Raw genomic sequence first — 20,830 nt, 5'->3', positions numbered from 1 at the left:
AATGGATAGAACAATAGTTCTGGCCGTCAACAGTGGCGAGGGGAAAACCCGACTGTTAACCGCGAACGCAAACAAGGCAGTTAAGGTTAAATTGATCGACGGTAATAAGTATCTGTTGAAAAATCTTGGTAACGATTTTGCTCCAGAAAATATTACTCTCACCCGCGTAGGCAATGAGTTGCATGTCATCCAGGAAGGTGACACTCAAGCCAGTATTATTATTGAAGATTACTTCAATGGGAATGACAAAAATCCTGCATTGTTAGGTATGGCGGAAGATGGGCAACTGTACGCCTATGTGCCTTTGTCAGGTGCAGACTACGAAAGTGGTTATCTGACCAGCGAAGGTGAAATGTCTGATGCAGCGCTGGGTGGCCCGGCATTGGGCAGCGGTGAGGGTATTTTTACTGGCTCCGATGATGATAGTAACAACTATATACTTTACGGCCTGTTAGGATGGCTTGGAGCGGCTGGCCTTATCGGTGCCGGGGCTGCTATTGCCAATAATAATAATGATGATGGCGAAAGTAACCCACCGGCTAAGCCGGCAATTGGCCAGGCGCTGGATAATACCGGGTCAATCACTGGGGCAATTCAGAATGGCAGCGTCACTGACGAAGCTAAACCTGTTCTGAGTGGCACCGGTCAGCCTGGTAATACCATTACGATTTATGACAATGGCCAGGAAATTGGTTCGGTAGTCATTGATAATGCAGGTAACTGGACTTTCACGCCGGAAAATTCATTGGCAGATGGCCAGCATGAGCTGGTGATCACTGAAACCGATCCTTCAGGTAATATCAGCTCTCCATCAGACTCGCTGAATTTTGGCGTGGATACTGTAGCGCCAGGCGTGCCCGGCATTCAGCATATTATGGATAAAGTGGGCGATACGGTTGGTGAAATTCAGCCGGGTGGCTTTACCGACGACTCACTTCCAGAAATAAGTGGTACTGGCGAAGCCGGTAGCACCGTAACTATTTATGATAATGGTATTGTCATCGGCACTGCTGAAGTCAATGCTGCAGGCCGTTGGTCATTCCTGCCAGAAACCGCGTTGGTTAACGGTTCTCACAACATTACAGTTTCTCAGACTGATGCAGCAGGAAACCAGAGCGTTATTTCTGAAGGATGGGCCTTTACGGTCGATACTGGTTTGCTTTCTCAGCCGAACATCAGTGAAATTCAGGATAATACCGGCAGTATTACCGGACCAATACAATCAGGTGGAATCACTGATGAAACTCAGCCGGTCTTAAGCGGCAAGGGTGATCCAGGCAACGTCATTATCATTCAAGATAATGGTAATGAAATTGGCACCACTACGATTGATGAAAACGGCAACTGGACCTTTGTCCCGGAACTCCCTCTCGATGAAGGTCGACATGAACTGGTTATTACCGAACAAAATCAATCCGGTAATAAAAGCGAACCTTCAGATCCGATCGTAATTAATGTCGACACCACCGCGCCTGACCAACCGGGTGTTTCTCAGGCTATTGATAATACCGGACCTATTACCGGTATCATTCAGCAAGGTAGTACGACTGATGAGTCCAGGCCTCAACTAAGCGGCGTTGGCGAAGCAGGCAATACCATTACCATTTATGATGGTGGCCAGCAGATCGGTTCTGTGGTGATTGGTGAAGATGGCAAATGGAGCTTTACTCCAGAAGAAGCGCTTAGCGAGAGCGATCATAGCATTACGGTCACAGAGTCCGATCTGGCAGGTAACGAGAGCGCACCTTCTGAGTCGTTAGACTTTACCGTTGATACCACTCCACCTCTGTCAGGATCAGAGTTTCTGGCGATCACTGCGGTTGCCGATAGCGTTGGTGACAGGCAAGGTAATGTTGCCAGCGGTGAAATCACCGATGACAGCAAACCTCAAATCAGTGGCATCGGCACTGCCGGCGACACGGTTTTTGTCTATACCACTGACATCTCTGGCAACCATCTGATTGGCAGTGCAGTTGTTGGCGAAGACGGTACCTGGAGCATGGCACCAGAGTTACCGCTGCTTGAAGGCACGAACCAACTGGCCATCATTGCGCAGGATGCCGCAGGTAACAGAACCCCTCTGTCATCACCAAGCTATGACATTAATATCTTCATTCCTGTTGCCAGCGGTGAACCGGCGATCCTCAGCGTGGTGGACAACGTTGAGCCGAACGCCGGCGCGCTGCAGAAGGGCGACGTCACCAACGACAGCACCCCGACCCTGAGCGGCTCGGCGGAGGCGAACAGCACCGTCACCGTTTACGACAACGGCGTGGCGATCGGCAACGCGGCGGCGGACGCCGGCGGGCGCTGGACGTTTACCCCGGAAGCGGGGCTGGCGGACGGCGGCCACAGCCTGACCATCACCTCAACCGACGCGGCGGGCAACGTCAGCGCGCCGAGCGGCGACTTTGCCCTCGTTATCGACACCGCGGCGCCGGAGGCGGCGGCCGGCATCGCGATCGTTGACGACGTGGGCGACAAAACCGGGCCGGTGGCACCGGGCGAGACCACGGACGACCGCTCGCCGACCCTGAGCGGCAGCGGCGAGCCGGGCAGCACCGTCACCATCACCGACAACGGCCAAGAAATCGGCACTGCGGTGATCGACGAGAGCGGCAGCTGGGCGTTTACGCCATCTGAGCCGCTGGACAACGGCGAGCACAACCTGAGCACCACGGTGACGGACGCGGCGGGCAACGTCAGCGAGCCGAGCCCGGGGATCAGCATCGTGGTGGACGACACCCCGGTGGTGGTGAGCGTGGGCACGGTGGCGGACAGCGTGGGGCCGGTGACCGGCAACGTGGCGGCGGGCGGCGTGACGGACGACACGCGGCCGGAAATCAGCGGCAGCGGCAAGCCGGGCAGCGTGGTGACGGTGCAGGACGGCGACGTCGTGCTGGGCACGACGACGGTGCAGCCGGACGGCAGCTGGAGCTTCAGGCCGGAGGCGGAGCTGGGCGAGGGCGCGCACAGCCTGACGGCGACGGCGGAGGACGCGGCGGGGAACAGCGTGACCAGCCCGGCGGTGGAGTTCACCGTTGACAGCGTGGCGCCGGAGCAGCCGGTAATCGGCGGGGCGACGGACGACGTCGGCGACGTGCGCGGGCCGCTGGTAAGCGGCGGCGTGACCGACGACGCGACGCCGACCTTTACGGGGACGGCGGAGCCGGGCAGCACCATCGACATCTACGACAACGGCGGGCTGATCGGCACGGTGGCGGCGGACGAAAACGGCGCGTGGTCGTTCACCCCGACCACGCCGCTGTCCGAGGGCGACCACTCGCTGACGACCACGGCGACGGACGCGGCGGGCAACACCAGCACGGCCTCCGATGCCTTCGAGCTGACGACCGACTACACGGCGTCGCCGACCGGGCCGGAGTTCCTGGCGATCACCGCGGTGACGGACAACGTCGGCAGCGTGACCGGCCCGGTGGTATCGGGCGGGGTAACCGACGACAGCCGTCCGGTGATCAGCGGCATCGGCACCGCCGGCGACACGGTCATCGTTTACGCGCAGGACGCGTCGGGCAACCGGCCAATCGGCAGCGCGACGGTGCAGGCGGACGGCAGCTGGTCGCTGACGCCGGCGCTGCCGCTGCTGGAGGGCAGCAACCAGCTGACGCTGGTCGCGGTGGACGCGGCGGGCAACCGCACCGCGCCGAGCGCGCCGTCCTGGGACATTACCGTCGACATCTCTGTGCCGGCGGTGCCGGCGATCCTCAGCGTGGTGGACAACGTTGAGCCGAACGCCGGCGCGCTGCAGAAGGGCGACGTCACCAACGACAGCACCCCGACCCTGAGCGGCTCGGCGGAGGCGAACAGCACCGTCACCGTTTACGACAACGGCGTGGCGATCGGCAACGCGGCGGCGGACGCCGGCGGGCGCTGGACGTTTACCCCGCAAGCGGGGCTGGCGGACGGCGGCCACAGCCTGACCATCACCTCAACCGACGCGGCGGGCAACATCAGCGCGCCGAGCGGCGACTTTGCCCTCGTTATCGACACCGCGGCGCCGGAGGCGGCGGCCGGCATCGTGATCGTTGACGACGTGGGCGACAAAACCGGGCCGGTGGCGCCGGGCGAGACCACGGACGACCGTTCGCCGACCCTGAGCGGCAGCGGCGAGCCGGGCAGCACCGTTACCGTCACCGACAACGGCCGCGAGATCGGCACGGCGGTGATCGACGAGAGCGGCAGCTGGACGTTTACCCCGCCGGCGCCGCTGGACAACGGCGAGCACAACCTGAGCACCACGGTGACGGACGCGGCGGGCAACGTCAGCGAGCCGAGCCCGGGGATCAGCATCGTGGTGGACGACACCCCGGTGGTGGTGAGCGTGGGCACGGTGGCGGACAGCGTGGGGCCGGTGACCGGCAACGTGCCGGCGGGCGGCGTGACGGACGACACGCGGCCGGAAATCAGCGGCAGCGGCAAGCCGGGCAGCGTGGTGACGGTGCAGGACGGCGACGTCGTGCTGGGCACGACGACGGTGCAGCCGGACGGCAGCTGGAGCTTCAGGCCGGAGGCGGAGCTGGGCGAGGGCGCGCACAGCCTGACGGCGACGGCGGAGGACGCGGCGGGGAACAGCGTGACCAGCCCGGCGGTGGAGTTCACCGTTGACAGCGTGGCGCCGGAGCAGCCGGTAATCGGCGGGGCGACGGACGACGTCGGCGACGTGCGCGGGCCGCTGGTGAGCGGCGGCGTGACCGACGACGCGACGCCGACCTTTGCGGGGACGGCGGAGCCGGGCAGCACTATCGACATCTACGACAACGGCGGGCTGATCGGCACGGTGGCGGCGGACGAAAACGGCGCGTGGTCGTTCACCCCGACCACGCCGCTGGCCGAGGGCGACCACTCGCTGACGACCACGGCGACGGACGCGGCGGGCAACACCAGCGCGGCCTCCGATGCCTTCGAGCTGACGACCGACTACACGGCGTCGCCGACCGGGCCGGAGTTCCTGGCGATCACCGCGGTGACGGACAACGTCGGCAGCGTGACCGGCCCGGTGGTATCGGGCGGGGTAACCGACGACAGCCGTCCGGTGATCAGCGGCATCGGCACCGCCGGCGACACGGTCATCGTTTACGCGCAGGACGCGTCGGGCAACCGGCCGATCGGCAGCGCGACGGTGCAGGCGGACGGCAGCTGGTCGCTGACGCCGGCGCTGCCGCTGCTGGAGGGCAGCAACCAGCTGACGCTGGTCGCGGTGGACGCGGCGGGCAACCGCACCGCGCCGAGCGCGCCGTCCTGGGACATTACCGTCGACATCTCTGTGCCGGCGGTGCCGGCGATCCTGAGCGTGGTGGACAACGTTGAGCCGAACGCCGGCGCGCTGCAGAAGGGCGACGTCACCAACGACAGCACCCCGACCCTGAGCGGCTCGGCGGAGGCGAACAGCACCGTCACCGTTTACGACAACGGCGTGGCGATCGGCAACGCGGCGGCGGACGCCGGCGGGCGCTGGACGTTTACCCCGGAAGCGGGGCTGGCGGACGGCGGCCACAGCCTGACCATCACCTCAACCGACGCGGCGGGCAACGTCAGCGCGCCGAGCGGCGACTTTGCCCTCGTTATCGATACCGCGGCGCCGGAGGCGGCGGCCGGCATCGCGATCGTTGACGACGTGGGTGACAAAACCGGGCCGGTGGCGCCGGGCGAGACCACGGACGACCGTTCGCCGACCCTGAGCGGCAGCGGCGAGCCGGGCAGCACCGTCACCATCACCGACAACGGCCGCGAAATCGGCACGGCGGTGATCGACGAGAGCGGCAGCTGGACGTTTACGCCATCTGAGCCGCTGGACAACGGCGAGCACAACCTGAGCACCACGGTGACGGACGCGGCGGGCAACGTCAGCGAGCCGAGCCCGGGGATCAGCATCGTGGTGGACGATACCCCGGTGGTGGTGAGCGTGGGCACGGTGGCGGACAGCGTGGGGCCGGTGACCGGCAACGTGCCGGCGGGCGGCGTGACGGACGACACGCGGCCGGAAATCAGCGGCAGCGGCAAGCCGGGCAGCGTGGTGACGGTGCAGGACGGGGACGTCGTGCTGGGCACGACGACGGTGCAGCCGGACGGCAGCTGGAGCTTCAGGCCGGAGGCGGAGCTGGGCGAGGGCGCGCACAGCCTGACGGCGACGGCGGAGGACGCGGCGGGGAACAGCGTGACCAGCCCGGCGGTGGAGTTCACCGTTGACAGCGTGGCGCCGGAGCAGCCGGTAATCGGCGGGGCGACGGACGACGTCGGCGACGTGCGCGGGCCGCTGGTAAGCGGCGGCGTGACCGACGACGCGACGCCGACCTTTGCGGGAACGGCGGAGCCGGGCAGCACCATCGACATCTACGACAACGGCGGGCTGATCGGCACGGTGGCGGCGGACGAAAACGGCGCGTGGTCGTTCACCCCGACCACGCCGCTGGCGGAGGGCGAGCACTCGCTGACGACCACGGCGACGGACGCGGCGGGCAACACCAGCGCGGCCTCCGATGCCTTCGAGCTGACGACCGACTACACGGCGTCGCCGACCGGGCCGGAGTTCCTGGCGATCACCGCGGTGACGGACAACGTCGGCAGCGTGACCGGCCCGGTGGTATCGGGCGGGGTAACCGACGACAGCCGCCCGGTGATCAGCGGCATCGGCACCGCCGGCGACACGGTCATCGTTTACGCGCAGGACGCGTCGGGCAACCGGCCAATCGGCAGCGCGACGGTGCAGGCGGACGGCAGCTGGTCGCTGACGCCGGCGCTGCCGCTGCTGGAGGGCAGCAACCAGCTGACGCTGGTCGCGGTGGACGCGGCGGGCAACCGCACCGCGCCAAGCGACGACTTTATCCTCGTTATCGATACGTTGGCGCCTGAAGCGGCGACTGACATCGTGATCGTTGACGACGTGGGCGACAAAACCGGGCCGGTGGCACCGGGCGAGACCACGGACGACCGCTCGCCGACCCTGAGCGGCAGCGGCGAGCCGGGTAGCACCGTCACCATCACCGACAACGGCCAAGAAATCGGCACTGCGGTGATCGACGAGAGCGGCAGCTGGGCGTTTACGCCATCTGAGCCGCTGGACAACGGCGAGCACAACCTGAGCACCACGGTGACGGACGCGGCGGGCAACGTCAGCGAGCCGAGCCCGGGGATCAGCATCGTGGTGGACGACACCCCGGTGGTGGTGAGCGTGGGCACGGTGACGGACAGCGTGGGGCCGGTGACCGGCAACGTGCCGGCGGGCGGCGTGACGGACGACACGCGGCCGGAAATCAGCGGCAGCGGCAAGCCGGGCAGCGTGGTGACGGTGCAGGACGGCGACGTCGTGCTGGGCACGACGACGGTGCAGCCGGACGGCAGCTGGAGCTTCAGGCCGGAGGCGGAGCTGGGCGAGGGCGCGCACAGCCTGACGGCGACGGCGGAGGACGCGGCGGGGAACAGCGTGACCAGCCCGGCGGTGGAGTTCACCGTTGACAGCGTGGCGCCGGAGCAGCCGGTAATCGGCGGGGCGACGGACGACGTCGGCGACGTGCGCGGGCCGCTGGTAAGCGGCGGCGTGACCGACGACGCGACGCCGACCTTTGCGGGGACGGCGGAGCCGGGCAGCACCATCGACATCTACGACAACGGCGGGCTGATCGGCACGGTGGCGGCGGACGAAAACGGCGCGTGGTCGTTCACCCCGACCACGCCGCTGGCCGAGGGCGACCACTCGCTGACGACCACGGCGACGGACGCGGCGGGCAATACCAGCGCGGCCTCCGATGCCTTCGAGCTGACGACCGACTACACGGCGCCTGACGCCAGCCTGGTGGCGATCACCGGGGTCGACGATCAGGTCGGCGCGGTGACCGGGCAGGTCGCATCCGGCGGCACCACCGACGACAACCGCCCGACCATCAGCGGCACCGGCGCGGAGGCCGGCAACACCATCACGGTGTACAACAACGGCGCGGTGATCGGCACGGCGACGGTGCAGGCGGACGGCGGCTGGTCAATGACCCCGACCCTGCCGCTGGCGGACGGGCTCTACACCCTGACCGCCACCGAAACTGATGCGGTGGGCAACGTGACCCCGGCCTCGCCGGAGTACGCGATTAACGTGGTGACCGTGGCGCCGAACCCGCCGGTGATCACCAGCGTGGAGGGCAACGCGGAGCCGAACAGCGGCGCGCTGCAGAAGGGCGACGTCACCAACGACAGCACCCCGACCCTGAGCGGGTCGGCGGTGGCGGGCGGCACGGTGACGGTGTTCGACAACGGCGCGGCGATCGGCACCGCTGTCGTTGGTGATAATGGCGAGTGGAGCTTCACGCCGTCAGCGCCGCTGGCGGAGGGCAACCACAACCTGACGGCTTCGGTAGTAGACAGCATCGGGCAGACCAGCCCGGCGACCGGGGTGTTCGACATCGTTGTCGACACCATCGCGCCGGATCCGGTGACCGGCCTGACCGTGACCGACGACGTCGGTGCGACGCAGGGCGCGCTGAGCGCCGGGCAGGTGACCGACGACAACACGCCGACCTTCGGCGGCAGGGCGGAGGCCGGCAGCACGGTCACCGTCTACGACAACGGGGCGGCGATCGGCAGCGCGGTGGCGGACGCCAGCGGCGCCTGGTCGTTTACGCCGGGCGCGGCGCTGGACAACGGCGCGCACGACTTCACCACCCGGGTGACGGACGCGGCCGGCAACACCAGCGCCGAGGGCGAGCACCTGGTGGTGACGGTGGACGTCGAGCCGGGGCTGGTCGCGCTGACCGGCCTGGTGGACGACGTCGGCGCGGTGACCGGCGCCGTCGCGCAGAACGGCGTGACGGACGACACCCGCCCGACGCTGAACGGCACGGCGAAGGCGGACAGCGTGGTGACGGTGATGGACGGCGCGAACGTGCTGGGCACCACCACCGCGAACGCGAACGGCGGCTGGAGCTTCACGCCAAGTTTTGACCTCGGCCAGGGGCTGCACAGCCTGAGCGCGACGGCGGTCGACCCGGCGGGCAACAGCAGCACCAGCGGCAGCTGGAGCTTCACGGTCGACTCGATCGCGCCGACGGCGCCGACCATCGACTCGGCGGCGGACGACGTGGGCAGCGTGCAGCCGCAGGCGATGGCCAGCGGCAGCGCGACGGACGACCCGACGCCGACGCTGAGCGGGCGCGCGGAGGCCAACAGCACGGTGACGATCTCGGACCAGAACGGCGTGATCGGCACGGCGACGGCCAGCGCCAGCGGGAGCTGGACGTTCACCCCGAGCGTGCGGCTGTCCGAGGGCGAGCACCGCTTTACGGTGACGGCGACGGACGCGGCGGGCAACGTGAGCGATCCGTCCAACACCTTCGTGCTGACGCTGGACTTCACGGCGCCTGACGCCAGCCTGGTGGCGATCACCGGGGTGAACGACCAGGTCGGCGCGGTGACCGGGCAGGTCGCATCCGGCGGCACCACCGACGACAACCGCCCGACCATCAGCGGCACCGGCGCGGAGGCCGGCAACACCATCACGGTGTACAACAACGGCGCGGTGATCGGCACGGCGACGGTGCAGGCGGACGGCGGCTGGTCAATGACCCCGACCCTGCCGCTGGCGGACGGGCTCTACACCCTGACCGCCACCGAAAGCGACGCGGTGGGCAACGTGACCCCGGCCTCGCCGGAGTACGCGATTAACGTGGTGACCGTGGCGCCGAACCCGCCGGTGATCACCAGCGTGGAGGGCAACGCGGAGCCGAACAGCGGCGCGCTGCAGAAGGGCGACGTCACCAACGACAGCACCCCGACCCTGAGCGGGTCGGCGGTGGCGGGCGGCACGGTGACGGTGTTCGACAACGGCGCGGCGATCGGCACCGCGGTGGTCGACGGCAGCGGGGCGTGGAGCTTCACGCCGTCAGCGCCGCTGGCGGAGGGCAACCACAACCTGACGGCTTCGGTAGTAGACAGCATCGGGCAGACCAGCCCGGCGACCGGGGCGTTCGACATCGTTGTCGACACCATCGCGCCGGATCCGGTGACCGGCCTGACCGTGACCGACGACGTCGGTGCGACGCAGGGCGCGCTGAGCGCCGGGCAGGTGACCGACGACAACACGCCGACCTTCGGCGGCAGGGCGGAGGCCGGCAGCACGGTCACCGTCTACGACAACGGGGCGGCGATCGGCAGCGCGGTGGCGGACGCCAGCGGCGCCTGGTCGTTTACGCCGGGCGCGGCGCTGGACAACGGCGCGCACGACTTCACCACCCGGGTGACGGACGCGGCCGGCAACACCAGCGCCGAGGGCGAGCACCTGGTGGTGACGGTGGACGTCGAGCCGGGGCTGGTCGCGCTGACCGGCCTGGTGGACGACGTCGGCGCGGTGACCGGCGCCGTCGCGCAGAACGGCGTGACGGACGACACCCGCCCGACGCTGAACGGCACGGCGAAGGCGGACAGCGTGGTGACGGTGATGGACGGCGCGAACGTGCTGGGCACCACCACCGCGAACGCGAACGGCGGCTGGAGCTTTACGCCAACGGTTGACCTCGGCCAGGGGCTGCACAGCCTGAGCGCGACGGCGGTCGACCCGGCGGGCAACAGCAGCACCAGCGGCAGCTGGAGCTTCACGGTCGACTCGGTCGCGCCGACGGCGCCGACCATCGACTCGGCGGCGGACGACGTGGGCAGCGTGCAGCCGCAGGCGATGGCCAGCGGCAGCGCGACGGACGACCCGACGCCGACGCTGAGCGGGCGCGCGGAGGCCAACAGCACGGTGACGATCTCGGACCAGAACGGCGTGATCGGCACGGCGACGGCCAGCGCCAGCGGGAGCTGGACGTTCACCCCGAGCGTGCGGCTGTCCGAGGGCGAGCACCGCTTCACGGTGACGGCGACGGACGCGGCGGGCAACGTGAGCGATCCGTCCAACACCTTCGTGCTGACGCTGGACTTCACGGCGCCTGACGCCAGCCTGGTGGCGATCACCGGGGTGAACGACCAGGTCGGCGCGGTGACCGGGCAGGTCGCATCCGGCGGCACCACCGACGACAACCGCCCGACCATCAGCGGCACCGGCGCGGAGGCCGGCAACACCATCACGGTGTACAACAACGGCGCGGTGATCGGCACGGCGACGGTGCAGGCGGACGGCGGCTGGTCAATGACCCCGACCCTGCCGCTGGCGGACGGGCTCTACACCCTGACCGCCACCGAAAGCGACGCGGTGGGCAACGTGACCCCGGCCTCGCCGGAGTACGCGATTAACGTGGTGACCGTGGCGCCGAACCCGCCGGTGATCACCAGCGTGGAGGGCAACGCGGAGCCGAACAGCGGCGCGCTGCAGAAGGGCGACGTCACCAACGACAGCACCCCGACCCTGAGCGGGTCGGCGGTGGCGGGCGGCACGGTGACGGTGTTCGACAACGGCGCGGCGATCGGCACCGCGGTGGTCGACGGCAGCGGGGCGTGGAGCTTCACGCCGTCAGCGCCGCTGGCGGAGGGCAACCACAACCTGACGGCCTCGGTGACCGACAGCATCGGGCAGACCAGCCCGGCGACCGGGGCGTTCGACATCGTTGTCGACACCATCGCGCCGGATCCGGTGACCGGCCTGACCGTGACCGACGACGTCGGCGCCGAGCAGGGCGCGCTGAGCGCCGGGCAGGTGACCGACGACAACACGCCGACCTTCGGCGGCAGGGCGGAGGCCGGCAGCACGGTCACCGTCTACGACAACGGGGCGGCGATCGGCAGCGCGGTGGCGGACGCCAGCGGCGCCTGGTCGTTTACGCCGGGCGCGGCGCTGGACAACGGCCCGCACGACTTCACCACCCGGGTGACGGACGCGGCCGGCAACACCAGCGCCGAGGGCGAGCACCTGGTGGTGACGGTGGACGTCGAGCCGGGGCTGGTCGCGCTGACCGGCCTGGTGGACGACGTCGGCGCGGTGACCGGCGCCGTCGCGCAAACGGCGTGACGGACGACACCCGCCCGACGCTGAACGGCACGGCGAAGGCGGACAGCGTGGTGACGGTGATGGACGGCGCGAACGTGCTGGGCACCACCACCGCGAACGCGAACGGCGGCTGGAGCTTTACGCCAACGGTTGACCTCGGCCAGGGGCTGCACAGCCTGAGCGCGACGGCGGTCGACCCGGCGGGCAACAGCAGCACCAGCGGCAGCTGGAGCTTCACGGTCGACTCGGTCGCGCCAACGGCGCCGACCATCGACTCGGCGGCGGACGACGTGGGCAGCGTGCAGCCGCAGGCGATGGCCAGCGGCAGCGCGACGGACGACCCGACGCCGACGCTGAGCGGGCGCGCGGAGGCCAACAGCACGGTGACGATCTCCGACCAGAACGGCGTGATCGGCACGGCGACGGCCAGCGCCAGCGGGAGCTGGACGTTCACCCCGAGCGTGCGGCTGTCCGAGGGCGAGCACCGCTTTACGGTGACGGCGACGGACGCGGCGGGCAACGTGAGCGATCCGTCCAACACCTTCGTGCTGACGCTGGACTTCACGGCGCCTGACGCCAGCCTGGTGGCGATCACCGGGGTGAACGATCAGGTCGGCGCGGTGACCGGGCAGGTCGCATCCGGCGGCACCACCGACGACAACCGCCCGACCATCAGCGGCACCGGCGCGGAGGCCGGCAACACCATCACGGTGTACAACAACGGCGCGGTGATCGGCACGGCGACGGTGCAGGCGGACGGCGGCTGGTCAATGACCCCGACCCTGCCGCTGGCGGACGGGCTCTACACCCTGACCGCCACCGAAAGCGACGCGGTGGGCAACGTGACCCCGGCCTCGCCGGAGTACGCGATTAACGTGGTGACCGTGGCGCCGAACCCGCCGGTGATCACCAGCGTGGAGGGCAACGCGGAGCCGAACAGCGGCGCGCTGCAGAAGGGCGACGTCACCAACGACAGCACCCCGACCCTGAGCGGGTCGGCGGTGGCGGGCGGCACGGTGACGGTGTTCGACAACGGCGCGGCGATCGGCACCGCGGTGGTCGACGGCAGCGGGGCGTGGAGCTTCACGCCGTCAGCGCCGCTGGCGGAGGGCAACCACAACCTGACGGCCTCGGTGACCGACAGCATCGGGCAGACCAGCCCGGCGACCGGGGCGTTCGACATCGTTGTCGACACCATCGCGCCGGATCCGGTGACCGGCCTGACCGTGACCGACGACGTCGGCGCCGAGCAGGGCGCGCTGAGCGCCGGGCAGGTGACCGACGACAACACGCCGACCTTCGGCGGCAGGGCGGAGGCCGGCAGCACGGTCACCGTCTACGACAACGGGGCGGCGATCGGCAGCGCGGTGGCGGACGCCAGCGGCGCCTGGTCGTTTACGCCGGGCGCGGCGCTGGACAACGGCCCGCACGACTTCACCACCCGGGTGACGGACGCGGCCGGCAACACCAGCGCCGAGGGCGAGCACCTGGTGGTGACGGTGGACGTCGAGCCGGGGCTGGTCGCGCTGACCGGCCTGGTGGACGACGTCGGCGCGGTGACCGGCGCCGTCGCGCAGAACGGCGTGACGGACGACACCCGCCCGACGCTGAACGGCACGGCGAAGGCGGACAGCGTGGTGACGGTGATGGACGGCGCGAACGTGCTGGGCACCACCACCGCGAACGCGAACGGCGGCTGGAGCTTTACGCCAACGGTTGACCTCGGCCAGGGGCTGCACAGCCTGAGCGCGACGGCGGTCGACCCGGCGGGCAACAGCAGCACCAGCGGCAGCTGGAGCTTCACGGTCGACTCGGTCGCGCCGACGGCGCCGACCATCGACTCGGCGGCGGACGACGTGGGCAGCGTGCAGCCGCAGGCGATGGCCAGCGGCAGCGCGACGGACGACCCGACGCCGACGCTGAGCGGGCGCGCGGAGGCCAACAGCACGGTGACGATCTCCGACCAGAACGGCGTGATCGGCACGGCGACGGCCAGCGCCAGCGGGAGCTGGACGTTCACCCCGAGCGTGCGGCTGTCCGAGGGCGAGCACCGCTTTACGGTGACGGCGACGGACGCGGCGGGCAACGTGAGCGATCCGTCCAACACCTTCGTGCTGACGCTGGACTTCACGGCGCCTGACGCCAGCCTGGTGGCGATCACCGGGGTGAACGACCAGGTCGGCGCGGTGACCGGGCAGGTCGCATCCGGCGGCACCACCGACGACAACCGCCCGACCATCAGCGGCACCGGCGCGGAGGCCGGCAACACCATCACGGTGTACAACAACGGCGCGGTGATCGGCACGGCGACGGTGCAGGCGGACGGCGGCTGGTCAATGACCCCGATCCTGCCGCTGGCGGACGGGCTCTACACCCTGACCGCCACCGAAAGCGACGCGGTGGGCAACGTGACCCCGGCCTCGCCGGAGTACGCGATTAACGTGGTGACCGTGGCGCCGAACCCGCCGGTGATCACCAGCGTGGAGGGCAACGCGGAGCCGAACAGCGGCGCGCTGCAGAAGGGCGACGTCACCAACGACAGCACCCCGACCCTGAGCGGGTCGGCGGTGGCGGGCGGCACGGTGACGGTGTTCGACAACGGCGCGGCGATCGGCACCGCGGTGGTCGACGGCAGCGGGGCGTGGAGCTTCACGCCGTCAGCGCCGCTGGCGGAGGGCAACCACAACCTGACGGCCTCGGTGACCGACAGCATCGGGCAGACCAGCCCGGCGACCGGGGCGTTCGACATCGTTGTCGACACCATCGCGCCGGATCCGGTGACCGGCCTGACCGTGACCGACGACGTTGGTGCGACGCAGGGCGCGCTGAGCGCCGGGCAGGTGACCGACGACAACACGCCGACCTTCGGCGGCAGGGCGGAGGCCGGCAGCACGGTCACCGTCTACGACAACGGGGCGGCGATCGGCAGCGCGGTGGCGGACGCCAGCGGCGCATGGTCGTTTACGCCGGGCGCGGCGCTGGACAACGGCGCGCACGACTTCACCACCCGGGTGACGGACGCGGCCGGCAACACCAGCGCCGAGGGCGAGCACCTGGTGGTGACGGTGGACGTCGAGCCGGGGCTGGTCGCGCTGACCGGCCTGGTGGACGACGTCGGCGCGGTGACCGGCGCTATCGCGCAGAACGGCGTGACGGACGACACCCGCCCGACGCTGAACGGCACGGCGAAGGCGGACAGCGTGGTGACGGTGATGGACGGCGCGAACGTGCTGGGCACCACCACCGCGAACGCGAACGGCGGCTGGAGCTTTACGCCAAGTTTTGACCTCGGCCAGGGGCTGCACAGCCTGAGCGCGACGGCGGTCGACCCGGCGGGCAACAGCAGCACCAGCGGCAGCTGGAGCTTCACGGTCGACTCGGTCGCGCCGACGGCGCCGACCATCGACTCGGCGGCGGACGACGTGGGCAGCGTGCAGCCGCAGGCGATGGCCAGCGGCAGCGCGACTGACGACCCGACGCCGACGCTGAGCGGGCGCGCGGAGGCCAACAGCACGGTGACGATCTCGGACCAGAACGGCGTGATCGGCACGGCGACGGCCAGCGCCAGCGGGAGCTGGACGTTCACCCCGAGCGTGCGGCTGTCCGAGGGCGAGCACCGCTTCACGGTGACGGCGACGGACGCGGCGGGCAACGTGAGCGATCCGTCCAACACCTTCGTGCTGACGCTGGACTTTACGGCGCCTGACGCCAGCCTGGTGGCGATCACTGATGTGATTGATAACGTGGGTAGTGTGACAGGTTCTGTTGCTCAAAATGGTGTGATGGACGATCGCCAACCGGTGATCAGAGGTACAGGAGCTGAAGTGGGTAATACCATTACGGTTTCAACCACTGATGCCAGTGGCAATACCATTGTACTTGGCACAACAACCGTAGCGGCAAATGGTACCTGGGAGCTGGCCTCAAGCGGTTCTCTGTATGATGGCCTCAACCAGTTGAGCGTAGTGGAAACCGATAGCGTAGGTAATAGCGCAAATCCGCAGACCAGCTACGATGTCAATGTATCGATGACGCCAGATATGCCGGGCATCACCAATATTGTGGATGACAGCAATAGTGAAATTGTCAGCCTGAGCAGCGGCGATCTGACCAAAGACAATACCCCAACCTTGAGTGGGACGTCTGGGTTAGCAGAAGGCGGCATCATTACCATTTATAACGGCACTACTGTAGTGGGAACCACGACGGCAGACGCGAATGGTGACTGGAGCTTCACGCCGGACGCTGGACTGAGCGATGGTAACTATAACTTTACGGTTACAGCGACCAATAGCGCGGGACAGACCAGTGATGCAAGTAATGGCTGGAGTATCACCATAGATACTACCGCGCCAAGTGCTGTGACCGATCTGGTGATTACTGATGATGTGGGTGAAATCCAGGGGACTCTCAATAATGGCGATGTAACAGATGATGCCAGACCGACCTTTAGTGGTACTGCTGAGGCCGGAGGTAAAGTCAACATCTATGATGATGGCGTGAAGGTTGGCGAAGCAACAGCCGATGCGGCTACCGGTCAGTGGAGTTGGACGCCGAACGAAAATATGTTGGATGGTGTCCATAACTTCACCACCACCGTTACCGATGTGGTTGGCAACGAGGGATCTCCAACAGCTAATGTCAGCGTTACTATTGATACCAAGGCACCTGAGGTGACGCTGGCTATCGAAGGTTACTACGATGATGTGGGTACCAATCAAGGGTTGATCTTGGGTAGCGGTGGCTCGACAGACGATACTTCACCGGTCCTGAAAGGAACCTGGACTGGCGACCTGCTGGCAACAGACACTATCCGTATCTACCAGGATGGGCAGTTAGTAGGTGCTGCGGTGATCGATCTGGTTAACAGATCCTGGACCCTGGCACTCAGTAATCTGGTAAATACCAATACCTACACTTATACCGCAACTGCGGTGGATTTGGCAGGTAACGAAACGGCAATTTCACCAGACTTTGCGCTGACTATCGATCTGGATGCACCAACTCAAACCGTCACCATCAACAGTTATACTGATGATGTGGGTCTGGAAACTGGTGAATTCGGCTCTGGCACCAGCACTGACGATCGTAACCCGACGTTAAATGGGCAGGTCAATGGTAATGCGCTGGATGCTGGCGATGAGGTTCGCATTTACGATGCCGACTCTAATCAACTCCTGGGAACTGCAACGGTAGCCAATGACGGATCATGGACTTTCGTATTGCCTCCGCTGAACGATGATACTACTTACACCTTCCGTGCGGTGGTGTCCGATCAAGCGGGTAACGAAGGGACGATTTCCAATAACTTCACCATGACCATTGATCTGGCCATGATGATCAACGTGCAGAATACGCTGGATACTACGCCGATCGTTTCCGGTTATACCGGCTTTGATATTCAGCCTGGTGAATACGTTGAGGTAACAATTGACGGTAAGACATACAGCTCTCAAGACGGGCAAGTTGTGGTCGATCCGCTCAACAACACTTGGTATGTACAAATTCCAGATACCAATGCTTTGAGCATCGGGACCTATGACGTACAGGCAGTGCTCTATTCTGCGGATGGCAGCCAGATCACTACTGACGACAGTGCCAATGAACTGGTAGTTGCGCCAACGCCGGTCGTGACTGTGGGCGCAGGCGGTGGTGATGCCAACCAGAAGGCAACGGCAGTCACAATTGGTGAAGATGGCGTATGGCGTATCCATACTAACCAGACCATGCTCGATGCTACTGGGACCTCGTCTTCCTCTTTAGGTGATTTCTCGGCAACGAGTCTGGTGAGTAACTCTGGTACAGGCTATAGCGGTATCAGCTATGTGCAGAATGCCACATTTATTGACTACAACCGTGACGGTCTGATGGATCTGTTTGCAGTTGACAGCCAATTCGATGATGGCCAACAGATGTTCTATTACAATGGCTCGACGTATACAGCTTATCAGGTAGGGGCGTTTACCTACTCACCGCAAACCGGTGACTTTGCGGGTGATGCGAATACAGCGGGCAGTGCGAACACCTGGAGCTGGTATGGCGGTATCATCGCTATCGATAAAGACGGTGATGGTTATGTGGATATGGTTATCGGTGATCAGACGCCGAACGACAGTGGTATCCGGGGGGGTTATGGTTCACAAATAGTGTTGAACCACGATGGCACAGTAGTTGGTATGGACAAGGATGGTACGTTCGCAACAGATTATGCGACCGATGCCAGCCATCGACCGATCGGCCTGGATCAATCGCAGCCGGATATGGAACTGTCCGGTGTTGACCTCAACAACGATGGTATCGTTGACTTTGTAATGCACAGTCAAAACATCGTTGCCGACGGTTCGCGCATTGATGCCGACGGCGCAACCAACTCCACTGCGGCGATCAGTAATAACCAATCTCGTCTGGTGGTGGTCAATGGTACCAACAACAACGACTGGAAAGTGACGCAGGTTGTTAATAACGTCTTCCAACGCGGTACGGATGATGACCCGTCCATTGGTAACGGTGTTGCCATGACCTGGGCTGACTTCAACGGCGATGGCTACATGGACTTGTTCCTGGGTCGTGGTAGTGAAAGCACCACCACTGCCAGCGGTGCTGGTAACAATGCTGGGGAATACGCCAGCCGGATCTACTTCAACGATGGTACCGGTAAACTGGTCTTTGATGATCCGAATAATGACGGCATTGGTAATCCAACAGCAGCTGGTATGTACACCTTTACCGACAACTTGGCGGGCGGAGCGTCAATCGGCCTGGACTGGAACCACGATGGTAAGATGGACGTTATCGAGCTTCCTGGGATGTCTGCGGGGGTTGGTGGTATCAACGCTGCCAATGCCAGTGGGCCGATTAACCTGTATACCAATACTTCTTCAGCAGGGACGACAAGCTTTACTACCACCAATTTGCTCACACAGGTAGGTCAAACGACGATTGGCGGCACAGCGACAGGTAGTCAGGTAACGGGTGCGATTGCAATTGATGTTGACTGGGACGGCGATCGCGATCTGTTGGCCTTTACCAGCAATGGTGTCACGACCTACATTGAAAACCAAAACAATGTGGAATATGGCACCGCGATCCATCTGCGTATTCTGGATGAAGGTGGAATCAACTCCCTTTACGGCAACACGGTACAGTTGATTGACGAGGCAACCGGGCAGGTGGTTTCTACCCAGATGATCAACGCCCAGTCTGGTAACCAGACCAACGACAGTACCGCGATTGTGGACTTCTACGGATTGGATGCCAGCAAGACCTACAGTGCCGTGATTCTGCGTTCCAGCAATGGGGCCTTCGCGGATGTAGGTGGCGTGGCGACGGTGGGCAGTAACACCGTTGAGATTGTCAATAAGGCTTGGGCCGGGTTGAAGGCGACGGAGGCCAACAGTGCCTATGTATTGACCACCGAGTCCGAAACCAATGTTGCCAACGCCAGCGCTAACGGCGGTACCAACGCGACAGGAATTGTCGGCACCGGCTATAACGATACATTCTTCGCCACCTTGGGCAACGACTTGTATAACGGTGGTGGGGGTACTCAAACCGTCTCAGGGGTGAAATCCTGGAGCGATACTGGTGGTCTGGACATTGTTGACTATAAACTGGCTGGCAGCGCGCCATTAACCATCGATCTTAGCAATACGAGTATGCAGAGCACTGGCTTTGGCAATGCACAGTTTGTGAATATCGAAGGTCTGGCGGGGGGAAGTGGAAACGATACCTTCACTGGTAACGCGGCTAACAACTACTTCGACGGACGTGGTGGCGATGACACCTTCAATCTGATTCACGGTGGTCAGGATACGCTGATGTATCGTGCACTGGATGCGGCTTCGGCCAATGGTGGCAACGGTCACGATACGGTTAACAACTTCTTCGTGGGTACCGTAGAGGCAACGTCGGATGCTGACATTATTGATGTCAGTGAACTGCTGGTTGGCTACCGGGCGGATGCAGATGGCGCGGCACATTACATTAACGGTGTGGCAACCATCGATGCAGGGGATACCATCAGACAGTATCTCTCCATTACCTACAGCGGCAATGACAGTATATTGAGCATTGACCGAGATGGTATTGGTTCGACCTATGGTTCAACGCAACTGTTGACGTTCAGCAATACCCAAGTGAATCTGGAAACCTTGCTGGCTAACCACCAGTTGGTGATCAGTAACGGTAGCCTGACGGCTGATAGCGTCAGTACGTTGGCAGCTGATTATGTCATTAACACTGTTGATTACAGCGCTTCGAGCGAAGCGGTAACGGCTAACCTGTGGACGGGAACAACAACGGCGGGCACTGACCAGTTGGTCAATGTCGATGCATTGGTGGGATCGGCCCAGGGGGATTCGTTTACCGATAACTCGGCGAACAACCTGTTCGAAGGAGGTGGTGGCAATGACACCTTCTACCTGGTCAACGGGGGTAACGACACGTTGATGTACCATGTGCTGGCAGGTATGGAAAATGATGTGACCGGTGGTAATGGTCACGACACGGTTCATGGCTTCCATGTGGGTAATGTGGCTACAGACAGTGATGCGGACCTGATCGATCTCAGCGACATGCTGGATTACAACGGTTCCATTACCTTCTTCCAGAACGAAAATGGTCAGTCTGAACTGGATGATGCTTCCAGGGGAATCAATGATTACCTGAAAGTTGAAACCGTCGGCAATGATACTGTTATCAGTATCGACCGTGATGGTCTGGGTGGGCAATATACTTCTGGTAGCGTGCTGACGTTAGCCGATGTGCAGACCGATCTGCAGACGTTATTGCAGAATAACCAAATCTTAATTTAATCCTTAATACGACCCGCGGTTGATACCGCGGGTCCTGTTATCTCGTTGGAACTACGATTGGGTTTTGGCGAAAAGGATAAATTTAAAGGTAAGG

Annotated in this window: 2 protein-coding genes; both read left to right on the top strand. The window is 64.6% G+C overall.

Annotation, left to right across the window (positions count from 1 at the left end; genetic code table 11):
* Position 1: 1 nt before the first annotated feature.
* A complete protein-coding gene (locus RIN69_RS18685; protein ID WP_313853701.1) occupies positions 2-11,944 on the top strand; it encodes an Ig-like domain-containing protein in 11,943 nt (3,980 codons plus the stop codon).
* Positions 11,941-20,736 carry an Ig-like domain-containing protein gene (locus RIN69_RS18680; RefSeq protein ID WP_390902406.1) on the top strand — a complete coding sequence of 2,932 codons (8,796 nt, stop codon included), beginning with the start codon at positions 11,941-11,943 and terminating at the stop codon, positions 20,734-20,736. Before RIN69_RS18685 ends, RIN69_RS18680 begins: the two co-directional genes overlap by 4 nt.
* Positions 20,737-20,830: the final 94 nt, after the last annotated feature.

Origin of the sequence: Winslowiella toletana (assembly GCF_032164335.1) — a bacterium.
GTDB lineage: Bacteria > Pseudomonadota > Gammaproteobacteria > Enterobacterales > Enterobacteriaceae > Erwinia > Erwinia toletana_A.
Note: the sequence above shows the minus strand (reverse complement) of the source record. Positions and strands in the feature narration are given on the sequence as shown.